The organism is Chamaesiphon sp. (genome assembly GCF_041738855.1).
In the GTDB taxonomy this organism is placed as follows: domain Bacteria; phylum Cyanobacteriota; class Cyanobacteriia; order Cyanobacteriales; family Chamaesiphonaceae; genus Chamaesiphon.
The window spans coordinates 1-21000 of sequence record NZ_JBGSPA010000075.1 but is presented as its reverse complement, the minus strand read 5'-3'; the positions used below and the strand labels follow the sequence as shown (position 1 = coordinate 21000).

Here is a 21000-nt window from a genome sequence, read left to right as displayed (position 1 = left end):
AAATAGTATTCAAGCTAATGGGGTTGGATAAGTTTGAAGTGGATTGTCGGTTTCAGCGATATCGATGGCATCCGTCACCCCTCTCAATTGTTCGTAAATATATGAAAGTCAAATTATTATAATAACTACCCTCTAACCTATGTTTGTTCAAATCGATCATGTAGACAAGGTATTTCCATTGGCAAATGGTGGGAAATATGTCGCTCTCAAAAATATCGAACTAGAAATCAAACAAGGTGAATTTATATCTTTGATCGGTCACTCTGGTTGCGGTAAATCTACACTACTGAATATGATCGCGGGACTCGATCGCGCAACTGCTGGTGGAGTAATTTTAGAAGGGCGAGAAATTACCGAACCTGGCCCCGAGCGAATGGTAGTATTTCAGAATTATTCGCTGTTGCCGTGGCTATCAGTCCGCGAAAATATCGCGCTGGCTGTCGATGAAGTATATAGCAATCAGTCACTGGGCGAACGCAAAAGTATCATCGAACATCATATCGAGCTGGTCGGCTTGACTCATGCGGCTAAAAAGCGACCTGGCCAACTCTCAGGTGGGATGAAACAGCGCGTCGCGATCGCCCGTGCCCTCGCCATTCGTCCTAAAGTACTACTATTGGACGAACCCTTCGGTGCCCTCGATGCCCTCACCCGAGGCGGCTTGCAGGAACAACTGATGCACATCTGTGAAGAAAGTAAAGTCACTGCGGTGATGGTCACTCACGATGTCGATGAAGCTTTATTATTGTCCGATCGCGTGGTGATGCTCACCAATGGCCCCGCATCTGAGATCGGTCAAATCCTCACCGTCGATTTACCGCGCCCCCGCCAACGGATGGAAGTAGTCAAACACCCCGACTATTACCCGATGCGAAGTGAGATTATCGACTTCCTCAACCAGCAAAAACGCGTCAAACAACGCCAAGCCAACAAATCGACCCAAGTTCTAGCTCCCCAAACCAAAAAACTCGAACAAACCACCGTCAATATCGGCTATATCCCACTCACCGACGCAGCTCCGCTGATTGTCGCCAAAGAAAAAGGCTTCTTTGCCAAATACGGGATCGAACAGGTCAACCTCTGCAAGGAAGCTGACTGGGACGCGATTGCCGACCAGATCGTCAGCGGCGATCTCCACGCCGCCCAAATGGTCACAGGGCTGCCCCTAGCCCTGACTCTAGGGATGAATGGTAGACCATCTACCCCGATCTCTGTCCCCCTCGTCCTCTCCCGCAATGGCAACGCGATTACCCTCAGTGCCCAGCTCTATCAGCAAGGCATCCGTACGCTCCAAAACCTGAAGGCGGCGATCTCCACCACCACCATCGAGCGCAAACTCACCCTCGGCATCGTCCATGACTGCTCCATGCACAACCTGATGCTGCGGTACTGGCTGGCATCGGCTGGCATCGACCCCGATACCGATCTCGATCTGATAGTCATCCCACCCTCAGCCATGGTCGATCGATTGAGATCTGGCGAGATCGACGGCTTCTGCGTCGGCGAACCCTGGAATACCCAAGCCGTCCAAGAAGGAATCGGCTTTGTCATCGCCACCGACCTCGATATCTGGGCGGGCAACCCCGAAAAAGTCCTCGGATTCACCGAAGCCTGGGCGCAACAACACCCCAATACCCACAGTGCGATCGTCCGTGCCGTCCTCGAAGCCTGTGAATACTGTGACGAACCCCGCCATCGTCCAGAAATCCTCACCCTCCTCACCGAATACCTGAATATATCCCCCGCAGCCATTCGCCCTGGGCTGATCGGGCCATTTGACAGAGGCGGTGATACTACCCCTGAAACCCTCCCTCGCTACCACCAATTCCACGTCGAAAATGCCAACTGTCCCCGCCGCGTCGAGGGGCTATGGATACTTACCCAACTTGCACGGTGGGGCATCACTCCTTTCCCCAAAAACCATATCGAGATCCTCTCTAGAGTCCGCCGCGTAGACCACTTTCTCACCGCCTGCCAAGAACTAGGCTACATCGGTATCGAACCCGATCGCGATCCGTTCCAGCTCTTTGATGGACAGGTATTCAATCCTGATGAACCGTTGAATTATCTACGCAATCAGCCGATTCATCGCGAGTTGGTGGTGAGAAACGTCGAGCTTGATTAGTTAATTAGGTGCGGAGATCTACCCACCCCACCCTAATTCCTTCGGAAAGGCTTCGCCAACGGGCACCCCGCACTTTTCGCTCCTGGGAGGGGATTTTTCTTTAGCATACCGATTGAGAAAGCATCCGCATCCATACTTAAACTAAATACTATGCCATTCCTGACGATCGATCGAGTCACCAAAGTCTACCCCACCGCCAACGGCCCCGCCACCATCCTTGACGGCATCGATCTCGATGTCAATGAGGGTGAATTTATCTGCCTGATCGGTCACTCCGGCTGCGGCAAATCCACCCTTCTCAATATGGTATCCGGCTTCAACACCCCTACTAGCGGCACCGTGATGCTCCAAGATCGCCTGATTTCCGAACCTGGCCCCGATCGGATGATGGTGTTCCAAAACTATTGTCTCCTGCCCTGGCTCACCGCTTATGACAACGTTTATCTCGGTGTAGATTCCGTCTATCCTACCCACACCGAAGCCCAGAAAAAAGCGATCGTCCGCGAACACCTCGAAATGGTCGGACTCACCGAATCAGCTAGTAAAAAACCTGGGCAACTCTCTGGCGGGATGAAACAACGCGTCGCGATCGCCCGTGCGCTAGCAATTAAGCCTCAAGTATTGATCTTAGATGAACCCTTCGGTGCCCTCGACGCGATTACCAAGGAAGAATTGCAAGACGAACTACTCGCAATTTGGCGCGAACATCGCGTGACAGTATTGATGATCACCCACGATATCGATGAAGCCTTATATCTAGCCGATCGATTGGTAATGATGACGAATGGTCCTGCTGCTAAAATCGGTGAAGTATTGGATATACCATTCGATCGTCCTCGCGATCGCGAAAAAATTATGGCAAGCACTACCTATATCGAGCTACGCAACTATGCCCTCGATTTCCTCTTCAATCGTTATGCTCATTTAGATGATTAATAACTGTCATTGAATGAAAATCACTATTCATACGCCTCACTGCGATGAAGGATCGTTATAACCAATACCTGAACTAATTCCTCTTCTACCGAATAGATAACTCTATAGTCTCCAATTCGATAGCGATAGTATCCGGCAAAATCTCCCTTGAGAGCTTTAATATTAGGGTGTAGTAGAGGAGTTTGCTCTAATTGTTCCAAACATCGAGCAATTTTCTTGGCAAGGGCTTTATCTGCTTTGGCGTAAATCTCTTGAGCATCAGGATGGAGAAGAACTTCATACATCAGAACGAATGTCTCTCCAGTTTCTATAGTCAGCTTTCGGGGTTGCTTGATTTTGCTTAATTCGTTCTAATAATCCTGGAATTTCTAAAAGCTCTTGAGTTGCAGCTTCACTTTCTGCATTTACCAGATAAGCGGCAAAATCAGCCAGCACATGTAACCGCTCTGGCGATAATCGATCGATCGATTCACCAAGCTGTCTTTGTAACTCTATTATGGATATTTCGCTCGAAACATCTATGTCCTCTAGCGACGAACTATTTATAGTGTTCATATTTACTTTTTCACCTCGAATTCATTCGATTTAATATACTTGAATTTTTCCAAAATCTATGTGGTGGGCAGTGCCCACCCTACTTTCTTCTCTTTTGTTAATTGAGCATAGATACGATCGCTAATACCCATGTTCTACTCTATTAACAAAAAAGTCAGGTGTTCTTGTTAAGCAAGCAAAGGCATCCCTGGTAATTAAATCGGTAACGAGTTTATCCATTACTAGTCCATAAGGTGTCGATTTCTGAACTTCGTCAGAAGATGCGTAATGCTCATCATAGGCTTTATCATCAAATCCTCCAGAATCTCGAAGATCGACAAATCCTTGATATGCCCAATCTCCAGTATTGATTCGTAAGTCTTGGATTTCTTCTGCATCTGAATAATCACCTGGATATTCAGATTGGTAAGAAGCTAGACTCCTTGCAAACTCCTCTTCTGAATTCATGCACAGCATAGAGGCATCAATGGAGAAGCCATAAAATACTTCTTCTTGATGATTAATTGCAAATTCTTGAATTGCCGAGATCGAGAATTCTAACATTCGAGCGTGGTCAAAGTTATGCAAAGGCATACTGAATTTTTCTCCAGTTTTTGTAATGAGCTTTAGGGATCGATTTACTTTTCTTAACTCGTTCTAACAATCCTGGAGTCGAGCCTTGGATTTTGGCAGATCGGTAATATCGATCGATTACCCCCGATACCAAGTACTCGGAACTCCAGCTTTATCGATGACCACGATCTTCTCCTCTGTCAATTGAGCGCGGATACGATCGCTTGTAGCAAAATCTTTATTGGCTCTGGCAATTTGACGCTCGGTGAGTAGTGCGTCGATCGCTTCATCGCTCAAACCAGTTGTTTCTACTTTCAACTCATCGGGATTGACTTCCAAACCTAACACTCCTGCTAATTCTATTAATGTTTGCCACTTATCTTTGAGCAGAGTCGGATCTACTGTTTGTGCGCTGTCGTGGGTGATGATATTCCCGACTTTTCGCAGTTCTTTGGCGAGTTCAAATACTACCACTAAACCTTCGGCAAAGTTGAAATCATCATCGACTGCGGTAAGAAACCTGTCTACTTCTGCGGTGGTAGCTGATATAGCACCCTTGTGTATCGGATCGAGATCGTCCCAACCTAACTTCTCGCCAAACTCATAACCAAACAACATACCATCCTTAATTGTCTGCCAACTTTGTCCAGCAGCAGTAATCGACGCATCGTTAAAATCCATCGGTTTGCGATATTGAGCCGTAAGCACGAATAACCGGACTGTCATCGGATCGATATCGATTTTGTTGTCATTAATATCGCGATAATCATTGAGTAATTTACGGATCGTTGTAAAATTGCCCAAGGATTTGGACATCTTCTCACCACCGATATTCACCATTCCATTGTGCATCCAGTAGGTGGCTAATGGTCGATCGTGAGCGCATTCGGATTGGGCGATTTCGTTTTCGTGATGGGGGAAGATGAGATCGCCACCGCCGCAGTGGATATCGATCGTTTCCCCTAACTGTTTTTGGATCATTGCAGAGCATTCGATATGCCAGCCTGGGCGACCATTTCCCCAGGGAGACTCCCAGGAGGGTTCACCTGGTTTTGCTGCTTTCCAGAGGGCAAAATCAAACGGATCTTCTTTCTTAATTTGGTCGAGATCTGCGGCTTCGACACGTTCGCCAGCACCAGCGCGGAGATCGTCGAGGTTGCGTTTGGAGAGTTTGCCATAGTCTTCATCTTTGCGGACGCGGAAGTAGACATCGCCGTCTACCGCGTAGGCAAAACCTTTAGCTTCGAGATCGGCGATCAGATCTTGGATTTCCTGAATATGTTTGGTAGCCAGAGGATAACTATCGGCGTCGCGGACATTGAGACGGTGGAGATCTTCAAAGTAGGCGGCGGTATATTTTTCGGCGACTGCTGTCATCGAACTTTGTTCGAGATCGGCACGTTTGAGGATCTTGTCGTCGATATCAGTGAAATTTTGGACGTATTCGACTTGATAGCCGCGCCATTGCAGATAGCGGCGGACGGTATCCCACACGATATACGATCGCGCGTGTCCGAGATGGCAGTAGTCGTATACAGTCACCCCGCAGCAGTACATTTTCACCTGGTGGGGTGTCAAGGTTTGGAACGGCTCTTTGGTTCTGGAGAGGGTGTTGTATATGGTTAGACTCATAGTGATGATGCGATTTAGGGAAAAAATTGACCGTAGCTGGAATGGTGTTACCCCCCAACCTCCCTGATAAAGGGGAGCTTTTCTTGCTCCCTCCCCTTATAAAGGAGAGGGCTGGGGTGGGGTAAAGATCTCCGCAGCAACTCAAACAGACCGATCTAGGTCGGGAAACTAGACTCTCTCAAATACAGGTTAAAATAGCTAGTGGCTGGCGATCGAAAGATCCTGTGTCGATCTTCCAATCCACAGGTCATAGCTCGATCGCGCTACTCTAAGTTTGCCATCGATTGACTGCGAATTGCTGTATCATCTCACCGTGTATTTTTATGACATCAACTACGATCGCTCCCACCCTCGAAATCATTGATGTAGACCAGAAGTTAGTGCCTGTAACGATTATTACCGGATTTCTCGGTAGTGGGAAGACTACGCTGCTCAATCATATCCTCCAAAACCAGCAAGGGATCAAAACTGCGGTACTCGTCAATGAGTTTGGCGAAATCGGCATCGATAACGATCTGATCGTTGCGACTGGTGAGGATATGGTGGAATTAAATAATGGGTGTATTTGTTGTACGATCAATGAGGATTTGGTCAATGCGGTACATAAAGTATTGGCGCGATCGGAACAGATCGATTATTTAGTTGTAGAAACTACAGGTTTAGCCGATCCTTTACCTGTGGCGTTGACTTTTTTGGGTACGGAGTTGCGCGATGTGACTCGACTTGATTCGATTATTACGTTAGTTGATGCGGCAAATTTTAGCCTCGATCTATTTAATAGTGAAGCTGCTCAAAGTCAGATTACTTATGGCGATATTATTCTGTTAAATAAGACCGATCTCGTCGATGAAGCAGATGTAGATCTGTTAGAAGTTCGCCTGCGGGATATGAAAGAGGGTGCGAGAATTATTCGTACTAGTAAGTCACAGGTATCGTTACCGATGATTCTCAGTGTGGGTTTGTTTGAGTCTGACAAATATCTGGATGCACCAGCTAAACATGATGAGCACGAGCATCATGACCATGCACACGACCACGGACACGCGGAGCTGGAAGACCATAGCAATTGCGACCACGACCATAATAAGTGCGAACACGACCATGCACACGACCATGCACATGACCATTCACATCACTTAGAAAATGACGGCTTTACTTCGTTATCTTTTGTAAGCGATCGACCATTCTTGTTACGGAAGTTTCAGCACTTTTTAGACAACCAATTGACTGTCAATATCTTTCGGGCTAAGGGGTTTTTATGGTTTGATGAAAGTGACAAATGTCATGTTTTTCATCTATGTGGCAAACGGTTCTCGATCGATGACGACCAGTGGAAAGGTCAACCGCAAACTAAGTTTGTAATCATCGGTCAAGATCTCGACAAGGATAAAATCCTCAAGCAGTTGGAAAATTGTTTGACTACTAATAAGGCAACTGCTGGTAAAGGGTTTGGGAGATAATTAACCGATATCGAACTAATTAGAGTTGCCGCGAAATGATTGATCGATTGTGTCTGAGCTGGTGCGTTACGGCTTGAGCCTAACACACCCTCCGTTTTGGGAGATCGTTTGGCGGCAACTTCATTTAGACAGGAATTTTAGCCAAAACGGAGAGCTTTACCTTTAATTTCAGAACGAATCTTGCCCTGCTCGTAGACGACATTGCCATTGACGATCGTGTAAACCGGATAGCCTGTGAGATTCCAACCTTCAAAGGGACTCCAACCGCATTTGCTGACGATCTCTTGCCGATCGAGCGAGTGGTAATTTTCGACATCTACCAATACTAAATCGGCATCATACCCGATCGCGATCGCGCCTTTATTGGGGATATGATAAGCCTTGGCGACAGCCGCAGACATCCAGTTAGATACTTGAGCGATCGTGCATTTCCCAGCGACTGCTTGGGTGAGCATGACGGGGAGAGCTGTCTCGACTCCAGGCATTCCCGATGGGGTATTGGGGTAACCTTTGGCTTTTTCTGCTAGGGTATGGGGTGCGTGATCTGTCGCGATAAAATCGATCGTCCCGTCTAGTAATCCTGCCCACAGGACATCGTTATCGTGGTGACTCCGTAGGGGTGGATTCATTTGGGCGAGGGTACCGATGGTGGCGTAGGCATCAGTGTTGAGCAGCAGATGTTGGGGGGTGACTTCGGCGGTGATCCAAGCGGATTTGTGTTGACGGAGGAATTCGACTTCGATGGCGGTGGAGAGGTGGAGGATATGGAGGCGGCGGTGGTATTTTTCAGATAGTGCGATCGCCAGTTTGGTAGCATTGAGCGCGGCGATATCGTCTTGGATCTGAGAGTGGATGGCAGGATCGGTAATACCTGCAAATTCTTGCTTGCGCTGGTTGATGCGCGCCTGATCTTCAGCGTGGACGGCAATCAAGCGATCGCCCTGAGCAAAAATCGGTTCTAAGGCGGCAGCAGTATCGACGAGGAGATCGCCATGTGCCGAACCCATGAACACCTTGATGCCGCAGGTAGGGCTGGCTGTGCGGATATCTGGAAGGTTGGCGGGAGTTGCACCGATAAAGAAGCCGTAATTGACGATGCTTTTGTGGGCGGCGCGATCGAGTTTATCATCGAGTGCGGCTTGAGTTATCGTCAATGGTTTGGTATTGGGCATCTCCAAAAAGGATGTCACCCCACCTTTGGCACAAGCATGACTGGCAGTGGTGAGATCTTCTTTGTGCTCCAGTCCTGGCTCCCGAAAGTGGACTTGCGGATCGATGACTCCTGGCAACAAAACCAAACCAGTTGCGTCGATCTCTCTAACTGGATCGGTGGTGGTAATTTCCGCTGCAATTTCGACAATGCGTTCGCCCTGAACCAAAACGTCGCCAGTTAACCAACTACCATCAGCCAAGAGGATCTGAGCATGACGGATTAGCAAAGAATTTACGTTCATACTCGATCTTTAAGAATAAAGGGCATAATGGTCTATGGGCAAAACAATTGTTTGAGGCGTCAATTTTTAAAGCTGTTGGAGCGCGTAATGACAATCTCGCAGAATTTGCAGCTAATCGTCGATCGGCTAGAGACAGCGATCGGCGTTTGAGTACTATGTTGTCAACCAACCATACTGATAAAATTTTACAGTATGATGCGGTTTTTCGGGGGGCGATCGGGTCAGCCAAACCCGATCGCCAGAGATCGTCGCCACCACCGGATCGAAATCGCTCTCAATTTACCATCTATTCACCCATCTAGATCTCCTGCAATCGCTTTATGGATTACGAACAGCCTCAACCAGATTCTGAATCTAAAGTTAGTCCAGAGTCTGAAGCTACTGCCGAACACGGACATAAGTCGGCGGCTGATGGTACCAACTCTTTGCCAGCACCCAAAGCCGAAAATCCTTGGCTCGAAACCCTCAAAACAATTGGATTGAGTGCTGTGTTGGCATTGGGGATTCGGAGCTTTGTGGCAGAGGCGCGGTATATTCCGTCTGGTTCGATGCTACCAACATTGCAAATTGACGATCGATTAATTATTGACAAAATTAGTTATCGGTTCTCCGATCCCGTTCGTGGCGATATTATTGTATTCAATCCTACCGCCCAACTGGAAAAAGAAAAGTTCAAGGATGCCTTTATCAAGCGGGTAATCGGCGTACCTGGCGATCGGGTCGATGTCAAAAACGGTAAGGTTTATATTAATGGCAAAATCTTGACGGAGAAGTATCTCGATGAAGCTCCGGCTTACAATTGGAGTAGTACCTCCCTGACTCCCGATGGCATTGTCCCTAAAGATAATTATTTAGTATTGGGTGACAATCGCAATAATAGTTATGATAGTCACTACTGGGGTTTTGTACCTAAAGATAAAATTGTTGGCAAAGCTACTGTGAGATTTTGGCCGATCGATCGCGCAGGCGGCATCAATCCTTAACCCGATTGTAAGTAAATTGCGGATCGCTCGCGATTAGATCCGCTGGTCAAATCTAGTGCGGAAGCTCCCATATTTAATCCAATATTGTTTGACTTGATGATGAGGAGTATGTAGACTGGCGGTGGCTTGATACAAGATCACTTGACAGCGATCGCCAATCCAGATTTTACCGATCGATTCTACCGAGATTAATGTCCCACCTAATGCTTCAATACAGTCGGTAAATCGTTCGATCGTGCTATAGTCCACTGTCTCAAAGATAAATAAGTTGCCAGCAGAAATTAAGTGTCTGCTCCGCACCCAGCATTGCATTTTTTTCTCGGCTTCTGGTGGTAGCATATCGTGAGTTTAGTAATAGTGTCTCAGCAGCACATCAGCATGGGTAATAGGGTATCAAGATTGAAATAATTCGATCGCTAATTCTTCGCTCAGTCGCGATCGCGATACTAGTGTTGATTATAACTATGTAGATTTGATTTCGTCTGCAAAACTGGTTACTTTTTCAAATCTTAGCATCCCAAAAGCCGAACCCCAGACTTTTTCGTGTGTATTGATATCCATCCCTTTATCGAGACTTACCCAGGTATTTTCACCGATTTCTACATCACTAATCAGATAAGTCATCACGCCATTGCGATCGATCAGGCACTTACTACCTGGCTCCACCCGTCCACGAAACAGATCGCCCTCGCGCTGAAAAATCATCGAACAATGTTGGCGACGTTCCAGACAATCTAAGGTAATTGTTTGTAAAATCTCTGGCTCTCGGGCTGCTCCAGCGTAGAGCATCGCATCGTTGAGACTATAATTCTCGATATAAGTATCCTCACCGCGATCTACTAATTTGTGGACGCCCTGACGATAAGGACTCCACAGATCGTAATCATATACCTGCTCGGAATAAAACCCAATCGCGTTAAAAAATTCAAATGGTAAAGGTCGAAAAAAGATCCGAATATGAGCGTAATGTTGAGGTTCTGCGGCTGCTTGGTGATGATTGCTAAAATCACCCGCCATCCACTGCGCCAAAAGGATCGAATCACTCATAAAGTTATGAATTAGGTTGTAGTCATCGCACGTAATTCTGATGAAAATGAAGCAGTGACGACGCCACTACCATCACTAGTTTTAATTGTTGATACCCGAAATCTCAAATTGGGATTGACAAACCAAATTCGCTCTTCCGCCGCCGCGCGATCGTATTCTGTAATTAAGACAAAAACGCCGTCTTCAGTGATGTGATAGTGAGCTGCTGCGGGGATAGTTTCAGCATAGCCGCGATCGCGCAATAATCGCCCCCGATTGGGCAGATTGGGATCGGGAATCGGTACCAAGACAGTACTCCCTTTGAGCACCTCGCTTTCATCCCAGTCTGATTCTCCTTCCCAACTCATCCTAAATGGCATGACAGCTTGACTGGGATCGAGATCGTAGGCTTGACAAAGTGCGATCGCTGCGGGATCGTCAAGAGTCAGGGCGACAATCTCGATTTCCGATCGGACTGCTTCAAAGTGCCCGAAAATCATGTGATGAGCACTACGCTGCGACTTCCATTGCCCGATCGAACCTGCCACAAATTGAGTAATGTCCATGTAAATTAAAATTGGTTGCAATACCCTACCGTCTACTGATAATTCAACACAAACTGCGCCGATCTTGGGCAATCCCAACTCCTGCGCTACCGTACAAATACCCGTAGAAACTAGCTTCGGTGGAGGTTACTTTACCCCCTCTACCCCCATGTAAGTGGGGCTTTGCTCCCTCTCCTGGTGAGGAGGGGAGGGATGGGGTGGGGCAAAGATCTCCGCAGCAACTCAAACAGGTTGGGGTGAGATCTGCTACTAGGTCATCTCAGTGATGCTGACGATTTTGCCACTGGTGCGGTTGATACGTTGGATCTGAGGTGTCATCCGATCGCCACGCACGATATATTCAGTGGTACTGACGCGACGGGGACCAGTAAATTTGGCACCAGTGACGACAATTTTGAACATTTTTTGACTAGCATCAGCGGAACCACCCAAACTAACTTTGGATGCGGTTGCCTTGCTGGTGCTGTTGGTGGCAACTGAGTATACTAGCTGGGAAGATGTGACCGAGCTACTGACTTGAGCGGGACCGCGATCGATCGCAATCAGCCGATTGTAAGTTACTTGGCTTTTACCATCTTCACTGAGACTGCGATTGTAAGGGACGATGTTTTCCCCAAAGGCGGCTTGATACTCATCGCTATCGATATAAGAGTCGATCTCACTTTCATAACCTTCCGCTACACACCGCACGATGTGAGCGGAGACTTCTGCTTTGGATTCGGGCGGACGACCCAAAAAGTGCATGAAGTTCAGCTCGACAAATCGATAAGGCGCGCACTGTTGGAAGTAGCGAGTTTGATAGAACTCAGATTTACCAACCGCCCGCACGAATTCTCGCACGGAGAGGCTACCATCTGCCAACTGCGATTCGGCGGAGGATAAGCGTTCGCTTTCCATCACATGCGGATTGCCCAAGACATGTTTGTAAACTGCACGGATTACTGCTTGGACGTCATCGACAGAGCGATTGGGCCACAATTCCATTTTGGTCATGGTTGCCATATTTTTGCTGATTCTAAATTGTTGTTATTTTGGAGATATGTACATAAACATCTGCGACTTTCACCACGGAAACCTTACTAGCGATCGCGTCTAATTGTAAGTTAGGGTTCGATACTTATGCTCATTGGTTGTAGCAGGAACAATTGTTATGTCGAGCAGAGATTTACATCTCCGCTCGACAACTGTCATAAAGCCTAAACCGCAGTCATACTGACGATCGATCCACCTTGCTTGTGAATCCGTTGGTAGGTTTCCGAAAGCTGCTCGTAGGGCACCATATAGACTTGGTTGCTGCGACGGAACTTGGAAATGTTATTGAGTTTATTCGCCCGATAACCAGTAACTTCGATCCGGTAAACCTTGCCTTGGTCGTCAGCACCCGCACCCAGACGCGTGCGCGGATTAATTGGCGGATTACGGAAGGTGTTGCCTGGAGCTGTAACTGCCGTAGCAGTGGCATTGATCACCAAGGAGTTAAGTTTTGGTGTTTTGCCTGCCAAGTCAGCCTTGAGGGAGCTAGTAGACGCTCCACGTACCAATTGGAACGTATGAGTAAAGCCAACCATGTGAGTGATAGCTTCAGTCTTGTAGCCGCGAATATACGGAACAATGTTGTCCCCGAAGACATTTTGATACTCGTCGCTGTCGATGTATGAGTCGATCTCAGCATCAAAGTCGCTAGCATCTAAGATGGCACTGTGAGCTTTCATTTCATCATAACTATTGGGCGCACGACCCAAGAGATGGCGAAAGTTTAGCTCGACAAAGCGATAGCGGGGACAGTCGCTAAAGCGGGACATGTATGCATCTGATTTGGCGATCGCGCGGACAAATTCCCGTACACTGTATTCGCCGCTGCGGAACTGGGATTCGGGAATTACTGCCCGTTCGCTTTCCATGACGTAGGCATTGCCCAAGACTTGGCGATAGACAGCACTGATGATTTCTTCGATCTCAGCATTAGAGCGTCCGGGTATCCACTCGATCGGTGGAGTTTCGTCAAACAGGCTAACACCCAATTGTGAAGCTGGTCCAAAATACATTTACTAAGTCTCCCTACTGAACAATAATAAATCTGAGCACGATTGTCTCAAAATTGCGATCGCGTTTGGCACTACCTTTACAAGTAATAACCATTCAACCGTGAATTATGAGAGCGTTCCGGCTCTGGCGGTAGGCTGGCAAGCTCGGTTACTCGCTCCGATCTCCGCTAAGCTTTTATAATCTTCTCTATACTAATCTTCATATATAGCTGTAACTATGAATACTAAGAATCATTAAGCTCGATCGGTAAAGTTTAGTGAGCCAGAGTGGTATCACTTTGGAGTAGAGGGTAAAGGGTAGAGGTTAGAGGGTAGAGGGTAGAGTTAATGGAGAACTCAAAGATCGAAGTTGATTTACCATCCACCATCCACCATCCACTATTCACTTAATACTTCAACCTTGAAGATGGTATCTGGAGATTTACCCGCAATCGTGCCATCCCAGTTTATCGATCGCAAGAATTGTGCTCCTGACTTGGTTTCGACGACATCTACGCCCCATTGGTTGGGTTGGAGGGCGTCGGGAGAGTTGTTAGTAGCGGGGGTAGTCTTGATCCCACCGAGGACGAGGATATCGAAGTCTAACTTCCCGATCGATCGCGTCCGACTCTGAGCCAGGATCTGGGCGCATTTTGCGCCGAGCTGGACAGGGGTGAGCAAATCAGCAGGGACGACGACTTCTAGAATCCAGTGGGGATTGTCTACCTGACGACACTGCACTGCTGGGTGAGGAGTAAAGCCATCGGCAAATAGCTGAGTGAAGGCTTCCCGACTCAGTACGGGCACATTGGCATCAGCAATATCGAAGTTGTGAGAGAGCAACATGCGTAAGGTTTGAGGACTATTCATGGCTGGCTGAGAAAGATTGTAGTTGGGTAATCAGCCGATCGAAATAGGGCGTGACGATCGCGTGTTGGCTGGGGTCGATCCGGTTTAAACTCGCTGTCTTGAGTCCTGAGAGTCCGACTGTCATCGCATCGAGCGGCACTTGCAATTCGCGATAGAGAGCCTGCATATTTTCCAACCCTTCAGCACTGAGATAGTCGGAATTTTCGCCAGCCAAACCATAAGTAATCGGGCGTAAATAATGCCAGAAGTCCCGCCAGCAAGCCTCGGCGCGTTCGGGCGGATAGAGTCCGCCACCTGGCTCGGAGATCTGCGGAAATCGAGCGTAGACTTCGGCTCTGGCTTCATCGATGATTTCGACGACTCGATCGCGCAACAAGCTGGAAATCGGGATCAGGTGCGAAGTCTGGGGCGAGAGCGCGGCGATCTGGGCATAGTCCGCATCGGTAAGATACACTCTGGCATCCTCTGCGGCTTGGAAGATGGCGATGCTAGCGGCAGGATGGGTGGACTCCCAACTAGCAAAGCTGACAATTCTGGCTCTAGCAATTAAGTCTTTAATTCGATCGGTCAGCATCTGAATTTGTGAATACAAGTTGTGTCCCATATCCAGCGGGAGTTGTCACGTTCATTATATCTGGAAGGCTCTACGACTTACGCGTCAAAGTACGCCAACGTCTTCACTCGGTGCAAGCCATTCACCATCCACCATCCACCATCCACCATCTACTCGTTACCCTAAATGTCTAATTTGCCACTAACAAGTCGGCTGTGACGATCGAACTCACACTACATGAGTACTTAATTTGGGTATACTAAACAAGTAGTTAGATGGAAGTACCAGTTTAACTAGTTTGCGCTGCACTTTGCGTTGTTACCCATGAGTTTTCAAGAAGAGTATGAGTTCGTAGAAGCAGCACAAGCAAAGACTTTGGAGCAATATGTAGTAGAGATCGACAGACTCGATCGTGCTATTGCTGAGGCACAAGCTGGTCGATCGATCGCCGCCGAAGCGATCGCCAATGAGTGCGCCGCTCAATTTTATGCAGAATGGGGTAAGGAAAAAATTGCCGCCGTCTATCGTCAAGAGGCTTACGATTGTTTTGTCAAAGCCGGAGCCATCGCCAAAATCGCCGATCTCGAACAACTCTATCCCCAATTACTCCAATCCAGTGTTGGGCGGGATACCAACTACTTTACCGATGAATTCATCGCTACCCTCAGCCATGAATTTCGCAACCCCCTCAACGGCATCCTGGGCATGTCAGAAGCACTACTCGAAGAAGTCTTCGGTGCGATGAACGAGCAGCAGCTCAATGCAGTTTCGACGATCGATCGCAGTGGCGGGTATCTACTCGCACTCATCAACAACATGACCGATCTGTCCAAAATTCAAGTCGGTAAACTAGAGCTGGAGATTACCAATGTTTCGGTGCTCGAACTTTGTCAATTTAGTGCCACCTTTGTCAACCACCACGCCATTCAAAAACAAATCCAACTAGATCTCCAGATTGCCCCCAATGCTGGTCAAATTTTTGTCGATCTTCAGCGGATGCGCCAAGTCTTGATTAATCTCCTCAATCACGCGATCGATTCTACACCGATTGGTGGTCATGTCAAGTTGACAGTCACCAGAGATCGCCACGGCGATCCGATCGATCCCCACTCTGCGATCCAGTTTGCTGTCAGCGATACTAGTAAAGCAATTCCCCTGCCTGAAGACGATCGTCAATCCTTGTCGCCCATCGACAGTTCCCACGTCGGCTTGGGCTTGATGCTCGTCAATCCGATCGTCGAATTACATGGCGGAGTGCTCAGTTGCCAAAGTATCATCGGACAAGGTAGTTATGTCAAGGTATCTTTACCCTCTACCTGTTTGATTTCTGAGATCCAGACCGATAATGGCTACACTGACTATATTGGGACGGTATCGGGCACGCTTAGTGCCGCGATGCCCAAACCACCACTGATTCTGATCGTCGAAGACAACGAACTGAATATCAACACCATTTCTAGTTATCTCGCTGCCAAAGGCTATCGTCCCATTGTCGCTCAAGATGGACAATCCGCGATCGACCTCGCCCAAAAACATCAGCCCGATCTGATCTTGATGGATATTCAAATGCCAGGAATGGATGGACTAGCAGCGATCGTTTGTATCCGCCAAGATCCGCAACTCGCAGAGATTCCCATCATCGCACTCACCGCTCTAGCGATGGAAGGGGATCGGGATAAGTGCTTGAGTGCTGGAGCCAATGACTATCTCACCAAACCAGTCAAGCTCAAACAACTCAATCAAAGTATTCAGCAATGGTTGAAAGTCTAAAAGTCGATCGCAACTGTTAAGCTAGTGAAGACATATCCCAATTGTAGCGATCGCTATATTTATGGAACCACCCTGCGTCCTGATTTGTCAAAATCGTACCTGTAAAAAACAAGGTGCAGCGCAAGTATTAACTGCTCTGAGAACACTCAAATCACCTGAAATTACTATTGAAGGTTGTGGTTGCTTGGGTAACTGTGGCAACGGTCCGATCGTCTTAGTTTTACCCACAAGAATGTGGTATTATCACGTTCGTCCACAAGATATACCAACAATTTTGACATCACTCTAACCGATCGCCATTATCAAAATCTGGTAGTGCCGATCGAAGAGCTGACGATCTGTCTTGATGCCCTAGCAACTAACATATTCATGAGTACCATTCTACATATCACTTCAGCCGATCGGTGGACAACAGCCAAAAATCTGGGTAGTTATCGGAGCGATACATTAGCAACTGAAGGATTTATACACTGCTCTAGTGACACTCAAGTTATCGGTTCAGCCAATCGGTTTTTTAAGGGTCTTCACAATTTAGTAATTCTTGTCATCGAAATCGATCGCCTCAAGCCCGAACTGCGGTATGAAGGTACAGATCCAGATAACTTATTTCCACATATCTATGGCGAACTAAATATCGATGCCGTTAGGCAATCGATCGATCTCGAAGCTACCGCTGATGGCTCATTTATCATGCCCAAAGAGTTAATTAGTTGACGTGGATAATAAACTCTAGCTGCAATGACATACCGATTGCTGCTATTGCTCCAACCAAATTAGATCGCCACACCGGATGCTCCCTGGTTGCAACACCGAGGCGCGAATTCCAGCGATCGAGTTGTTGTGTCGCGCCGTCGTCCGCAAGATATTCAAGTCAGTCGGCAGATCGGACTGGGCTACCGTCGTCACGACGCAACGCGGACAGGCGGTATCGATGCTCAGGCGCACTTCATTACCGATAGTCATCTGGCTGCCTACCCAGTCATTTTCAACAAAGGTGGTGTCTGCCGCGATTGGCTCGATTAAAATATTGGGACGAAACCGCGCTGGCTCAAAGTGCCCGTCAGGATAAAGCTGCTGTAATCGCGCCAGGGTTGCAGTTGTAATGGCATGAATCGGACAGGAATCAAAAAAAGTGCCAGCAGGCATAAATAATTGAGTGACTGTATCCCGATTTGCTGCTCCTTCCAGATCTGGCCAATATTGGTCTAAACTGGGTGTCTCTGGTACTGCTGTCAATAACTCCACCTCTCGTCCCAGTAATTGGGACAAAATCAGATCGATATTGCGATCGTCACTAGTTGCACGATCCCCATCAGGCAGGGCAAAGCTCACAGGCGGAATCGTTGCTTGAGGTTGAGGATATTCGACAAATGTCGCTTGAAATTCTAGTAATTTCGCCCATTTGTGCGGATTTTTGGCACTAGCAATTCGTTGAGTTTGGCGATCCCAGAGAGCATAGGCTCGATCGCCTAATAAACCTGTCGGTGTCACCGCTACTGCATCCAATTGTTCGCCCAGCATTGATTTAACTGGATATCGCCACAGTGAGCTAACTTTGCCAACTAAAGTTCGAGCCATAATGTTCCCTGATTGGTAATTGCGACCGCCTAAACAGCAAGATACTTATGAAATAAATCGTCAGTCAGCTCGGCTGTTTCGCCATCCACGACAACTACACCTTTCTCCATAATGAAGAACTTGTGAGCGATTTGCCGCACAAAATCCACTTTATGTTCGACGACAACTAAGGTAATCCCTTTCTCCCGATTAATCCGCTTGAGAGTTTCCTCAATTTCTTGGACGATCGACGGCTGAATCCCCTCAGTTGGCTCATCGAGCAGCATAATCTTGGGATCGCTCATCAATCCCCGCGCAATGGCGAGTTGCTGCTGCTGTCCGCCACTGAGCAAACCGCCTTGACGATTGAGGTGCTGCTTGAGCATCGGGAAAAACTCAAAAATTTCATGTGGAATTTTGCTGGATTTCTTTTTTCCAGCCGACAGTCCCAGTTTGAGATTGTCCAACACCGATAAATATGGGATGATTTCTCGACCTTGCGGAATGTAAGAAATACCAGTACGGGCACGTTTAAAGATCGGCATCCGCGTAATATTTTGAATATCAAAGATGATATTACCCGATATCACCTTGTTCAAGCCGATGATACTGCGGAGGAGGGTCGTTTTACCCACCCCATTGCGTCCAAGGATGCAAGCAATCTCACCTTGGTTAACAGCCAGATTGGCACCAAACAGCACGGGTGTTTGTCCGTAAGAAACAGTTACATCATTTACTTCAAGCAGCATCGATTTGTTCGCGTCCTAAATATACTTCAATTACTTTGGGATTTGATTGGACTTCGCTGACCGAGCCTTCGGTCAACTTTTCGCCTTGATGGAGGACGACAAGTCGTTGAGCAATTTGTTTGACAAATTCCATATCATGCTCGATTACGACCAGGGAGTGGTTAGCGGCAAGCGTTTTGATAATCTCACCAGTTGCATAGGTTTCATCGGCAGTCATCCCCGCAGTTGGTTCGTCTAGCAACACCACCGCTGGATCTTGCGCCAGTACCATCCCGATTTCGACCCACTGCTTTTGACCGTGGGATAGGGAAGAAACTTTAGAGTAGCCTTGTTCTAGTAAGCCGATCCGATCGAGCACGCTGATAATTTTATCTTTCTTGGCAGTTGTCAGTTTGGCTCTGATGGACGAAAACACGCCATGAGTACCTTTGAGTGCCAGTAAAATGTTGTCGAATACTGATAGCTCATTGTAGACATTGGGATTTTGAAATTTGCGACCGATGCCCATGCGGGCAATATCATAGGAATTCTTATTGGTAATCTCCTGCCCTTGATAATATACATGTCCTGAAGCTACCGGAGATTTCCCGACGATCGCATCAAGCAATGTACTTTTACCAGCTCCATTGGGGCCAATGATCGTCACAATCTCATTTTTGCCGACATCTAAGTCAACGCCCTTCAATGCTTTGAAACCAGAAAAAACCACCTTGAGATCTTTTACTGATAAAACAGCCGCTTCTGAATTCATCGTGTTTTTAGTTTTAATGTACTGTTAGTTTCACTTGATGAAATTATGTTCATCAGTAACACTTGCTAAAATCCAGAGTCGATCGCCTGTCAACTTTCAATTATTTGAGCTTGACCTAACTTGTTGGAGCTAGCAGTAGCCATGAGTTTCTTTGGTAAGAGACTCATCAGTCCGTCAGGTAAAAATAGCACTACGATCATCAGGATGATCCCGACAATCAATTGCCAATCTTGCGTAATCCGATCGACCGAATTTTGGAGTTGTCCGAGCAAGATTGCGGCGATGACTGGCCCAAATAGGGTACCACGTCCGCCCACTGCTGCCCAGATCACGACCTGAGTTCCAAAAGCCACCCCCAGATATACTGGTGAAATAAAATTGTTGAGCGGTACAAACAAACCACCAGCAATACCCGCAATTGCCGCCGAAAGTGTCCAAATAAAGATCTTGAAACTAGCGACATCATAGCCTAAGTAGGAAATACGTTTCTCATTCTCTTTAATCGATCGCAGAATCAACCCAAAGTTAGATTTGGTCAACCACCAACTACCCGCCAGCGTCAAAGTTGCAAAAGCCAGAATGATAAAATAGATACCAATTGGTGGCACCGTCATCCCCAACAGCATCAACTTTGAAACATCGGTAATCCCATTAGTACCGCCTGTATAAGCTTGCTGACTGACAAAGAAAGTAGTTAGTGCTGAAGAAATGGCGAGGGTGATCACCGTGATATAAACCCCACTAACTTTAGACCGAAAGATAAACGATCCAATTGCGTAGGCGAAACCAGCCGGAATCACTACGGTTGCAATTACGGCAACTGGAAAAGATTGTAATGGGGCTATGAACCAAGGCAACTCTTTTAAGCCATTCCATACCATGAAATCTGGAACACTACCACCATAATTATTCGCAGTAGCAGACAGGTTTAGCTTGAGATAATATGCCATCGCATATCCCCCCAACGTAAAAAAGACTCCATGAGCAAAGCTCAGAATCCCAGTGAAGCCCCACACTAGATCTAGTGAAACACCCAATACCCCAAACAACAGCAATTTTGCCATCAAGTTAGTCTGAAAGGTACCAGCTACAAACGGGAAAATTATAAACATCAGTAAAATTACTGAATTTATAATCTGCCATTTTTTCGGAATATAGTTCGACTGTTGAATTTGACCGATTACTTGTGCCATGGGATTAGAGGGTAGAGGGTAGCGATTCGCGCTCGTCGGGTTCCCCGACGGTTCAGCGAATCAAGACAGAGGGTAGGGGATTGTGGGTTGGTGGTTGGGGGTTGGGTGTAGGGTGGGCACTGCCCACCATCTAGGTTTCAGACATAACCGCCAATCTGCCACCCACCACAAACAACTTAACCGCGTTTTTGAACTGTAAATAGACCTTCTGGACGGTAACGAATTAGGACGATGACGGCAGCCA

25 protein-coding genes are annotated in these 21000 nt (G+C 47.3%); 9 read left to right on the top strand and 16 right to left on the bottom strand.

The window, feature by feature from the left end; translation table 11 throughout:
- Positions 1 to 139 precede the first annotated feature (139 nt).
- Entirely contained in the window at positions 140 to 2125 is a 1986-nt protein-coding gene (locus ACEW9I_RS07855; RefSeq protein WP_373539800.1) for a nitrate ABC transporter ATP-binding protein, read from the top strand.
- 150 nt (positions 2126 to 2275) lie between these two features.
- Positions 2276 to 3061, top strand: coding sequence for a nitrate ABC transporter ATP-binding protein (locus ACEW9I_RS07850; protein ID WP_373539799.1), 786 nt, complete (start codon positions 2276 to 2278; stop codon positions 3059 to 3061).
- 23 nt (positions 3062 to 3084) lie between these two features.
- On the opposite strand, the gene ACEW9I_RS07845 is transcribed toward ACEW9I_RS07850, so the two are convergent.
- The 4 genes from ACEW9I_RS07845 to cysS all read right to left on the bottom strand — a co-directional run bounded on the left by ACEW9I_RS07845 (position 3085) and on the right by cysS (position 5800).
- Complete coding sequence (locus ACEW9I_RS07845) at positions 3085 to 3345, bottom strand: type II toxin-antitoxin system RelE/ParE family toxin (protein ID WP_373539798.1); 261 nt, start codon at positions 3343 to 3345, stop codon at positions 3085 to 3087.
- Positions 3338 to 3616 carry a hypothetical protein gene (locus ACEW9I_RS07840; protein WP_373539797.1) on the bottom strand — a complete coding sequence of 93 codons (279 nt, stop codon included), beginning with the start codon at positions 3614 to 3616 and terminating at the stop codon, positions 3338 to 3340. Before ACEW9I_RS07840 ends, ACEW9I_RS07845 begins: the two co-directional genes overlap by 8 nt.
- Positions 3617 to 3736: 120 nt before the next feature.
- A complete protein-coding gene (locus ACEW9I_RS07835) occupies positions 3737 to 4189 on the bottom strand; it encodes a hypothetical protein (protein WP_373539796.1) in 453 nt (150 codons plus the stop codon).
- Positions 4190 to 4306: 117 nt separating this feature from the next.
- Complete coding sequence (gene cysS, locus ACEW9I_RS07830) at positions 4307 to 5800, bottom strand: cysteine--tRNA ligase (protein WP_373539795.1); 1494 nt, start codon at positions 5798 to 5800, stop codon at positions 4307 to 4309.
- Between the two features lie 323 nt (positions 5801 to 6123).
- Here cysS and ACEW9I_RS07825 point away from each other — a divergent pair, with 323 nt between their 5' ends.
- The gene (locus ACEW9I_RS07825) at positions 6124 to 7260 is read left to right on the top strand and encodes a GTP-binding protein (protein WP_373539794.1); all 1137 of its coding nucleotides are present in this window, start codon (positions 6124 to 6126) and stop codon (positions 7258 to 7260) included.
- 137 nt (positions 7261 to 7397) lie between these two features.
- Here the strand turns inward: ACEW9I_RS07825 and ACEW9I_RS07820 are convergent, their stop codons facing one another.
- Positions 7398 to 8714 carry a dihydroorotase gene (locus ACEW9I_RS07820; RefSeq protein WP_373539793.1) on the bottom strand — a complete coding sequence of 439 codons (1317 nt, stop codon included), beginning with the start codon at positions 8712 to 8714 and terminating at the stop codon, positions 7398 to 7400.
- Between the two features lie 47 nt (positions 8715 to 8761).
- On the opposite strand from ACEW9I_RS07820, the gene ACEW9I_RS07815 reads away from it, so the two are divergent.
- Positions 8762 to 9016 carry a hypothetical protein gene (locus tag ACEW9I_RS07815; RefSeq protein ID WP_373539792.1) on the top strand — a complete coding sequence of 85 codons (255 nt, stop codon included), beginning with the start codon at positions 8762 to 8764 and terminating at the stop codon, positions 9014 to 9016.
- Positions 9017 to 9034: 18 nt separating this feature from the next.
- Entirely contained in the window at positions 9035 to 9697 is a 663-nt protein-coding gene (gene lepB, locus ACEW9I_RS07810) for a signal peptidase I (RefSeq protein WP_373539791.1), read from the top strand.
- Positions 9698 to 9730: 33 nt separating this feature from the next.
- On the opposite strand, the gene ACEW9I_RS07805 is transcribed toward lepB, so the two are convergent.
- The 7 genes from ACEW9I_RS07805 to ACEW9I_RS07775 all read right to left on the bottom strand — a co-directional run bounded on the left by ACEW9I_RS07805 (position 9731) and on the right by ACEW9I_RS07775 (position 14775).
- Entirely contained in the window at positions 9731 to 10036 is a 306-nt protein-coding gene (locus ACEW9I_RS07805; RefSeq protein WP_373539790.1) for a CpeR family transcriptional regulator, read from the bottom strand.
- A gap of 123 nt (positions 10037 to 10159) precedes the next feature.
- A complete protein-coding gene (locus tag ACEW9I_RS07800; RefSeq protein ID WP_373539789.1) occupies positions 10160 to 10744 on the bottom strand; it encodes a chromophore lyase CpcT/CpeT in 585 nt (194 codons plus the stop codon).
- 11 nt (positions 10745 to 10755) lie between these two features.
- A complete protein-coding gene (locus ACEW9I_RS07795) occupies positions 10756 to 11289 on the bottom strand; it encodes a phycobiliprotein lyase (RefSeq protein WP_373539788.1) in 534 nt (177 codons plus the stop codon).
- Between the two features lie 249 nt (positions 11290 to 11538).
- Positions 11539 to 12291, bottom strand: coding sequence for a phycobilisome rod-core linker polypeptide (locus tag ACEW9I_RS07790; RefSeq protein ID WP_373539787.1), 753 nt, complete (start codon positions 12289 to 12291; stop codon positions 11539 to 11541).
- Between the two features lie 194 nt (positions 12292 to 12485).
- Positions 12486 to 13334: a phycobilisome rod-core linker polypeptide gene (locus ACEW9I_RS07785; RefSeq protein ID WP_373539786.1), complete on the bottom strand. Its 849-nt coding sequence runs from the start codon at positions 13332 to 13334 to the stop codon at positions 12486 to 12488.
- A 378-nt stretch (positions 13335 to 13712) separates the two neighbouring features.
- Positions 13713 to 14183, bottom strand: coding sequence for a DUF2656 domain-containing protein (locus ACEW9I_RS07780; RefSeq protein WP_373539785.1), 471 nt, complete (start codon positions 14181 to 14183; stop codon positions 13713 to 13715).
- Entirely contained in the window at positions 14176 to 14775 is a 600-nt protein-coding gene (locus ACEW9I_RS07775) for a phycobilisome protein (protein WP_373539784.1), read from the bottom strand. The genes ACEW9I_RS07780 and ACEW9I_RS07775 overlap by 8 nt, the downstream gene beginning before the upstream one ends.
- Here ACEW9I_RS07775 and ACEW9I_RS07770 point away from each other — a divergent pair.
- From ACEW9I_RS07770 to ACEW9I_RS07755, 4 genes are all read left to right on the top strand, one after another.
- Entirely contained in the window at positions 14766 to 14930 is a 165-nt protein-coding gene (locus tag ACEW9I_RS07770) for a hypothetical protein (RefSeq protein ID WP_373539783.1), read from the top strand. The two genes, ACEW9I_RS07775 and ACEW9I_RS07770, sit on opposite strands and share 10 nt — an antisense overlap.
- A gap of 130 nt (positions 14931 to 15060) precedes the next feature.
- On the top strand, positions 15061 to 16506 hold the full coding sequence (locus tag ACEW9I_RS07765) for a response regulator (protein ID WP_373539782.1): 1446 nt from the start codon (positions 15061 to 15063) through the stop codon (positions 16504 to 16506).
- Between the two features lie 61 nt (positions 16507 to 16567).
- Positions 16568 to 16795, top strand: a complete 228-nt coding sequence (locus ACEW9I_RS07760) for a ferredoxin (protein WP_373539781.1) — start codon at positions 16568 to 16570, stop codon at positions 16793 to 16795.
- An 80-nt stretch (positions 16796 to 16875) separates the two neighbouring features.
- A complete protein-coding gene (locus ACEW9I_RS07755; protein WP_373539780.1) occupies positions 16876 to 17220 on the top strand; it encodes a DUF952 domain-containing protein in 345 nt (114 codons plus the stop codon).
- Positions 17221 to 17262: 42 nt separating this feature from the next.
- Here ACEW9I_RS07755 and ACEW9I_RS07750 read toward each other — a convergent pair whose 3' ends face one another.
- The 4 genes from ACEW9I_RS07750 to urtC form a co-directional block, all read right to left on the bottom strand.
- Entirely contained in the window at positions 17263 to 18084 is an 822-nt protein-coding gene (locus tag ACEW9I_RS07750) for an MOSC domain-containing protein (RefSeq protein WP_373539779.1), read from the bottom strand.
- Positions 18085 to 18113: 29 nt separating this feature from the next.
- Positions 18114 to 18812 carry an urea ABC transporter ATP-binding subunit UrtE gene (gene urtE, locus ACEW9I_RS07745; protein WP_373539778.1) on the bottom strand — a complete coding sequence of 233 codons (699 nt, stop codon included), beginning with the start codon at positions 18810 to 18812 and terminating at the stop codon, positions 18114 to 18116.
- A complete protein-coding gene (gene urtD / locus ACEW9I_RS07740) occupies positions 18802 to 19563 on the bottom strand; it encodes an urea ABC transporter ATP-binding protein UrtD (RefSeq protein ID WP_373539777.1) in 762 nt (253 codons plus the stop codon). Before urtD ends, urtE begins: the two co-directional genes overlap by 11 nt.
- 89 nt (positions 19564 to 19652) lie before the next feature.
- Entirely contained in the window at positions 19653 to 20756 is a 1104-nt protein-coding gene (gene urtC / locus ACEW9I_RS07735) for an urea ABC transporter permease subunit UrtC (RefSeq protein WP_373539776.1), read from the bottom strand.
- Positions 20757 to 21000 lie beyond the last annotated feature (244 nt).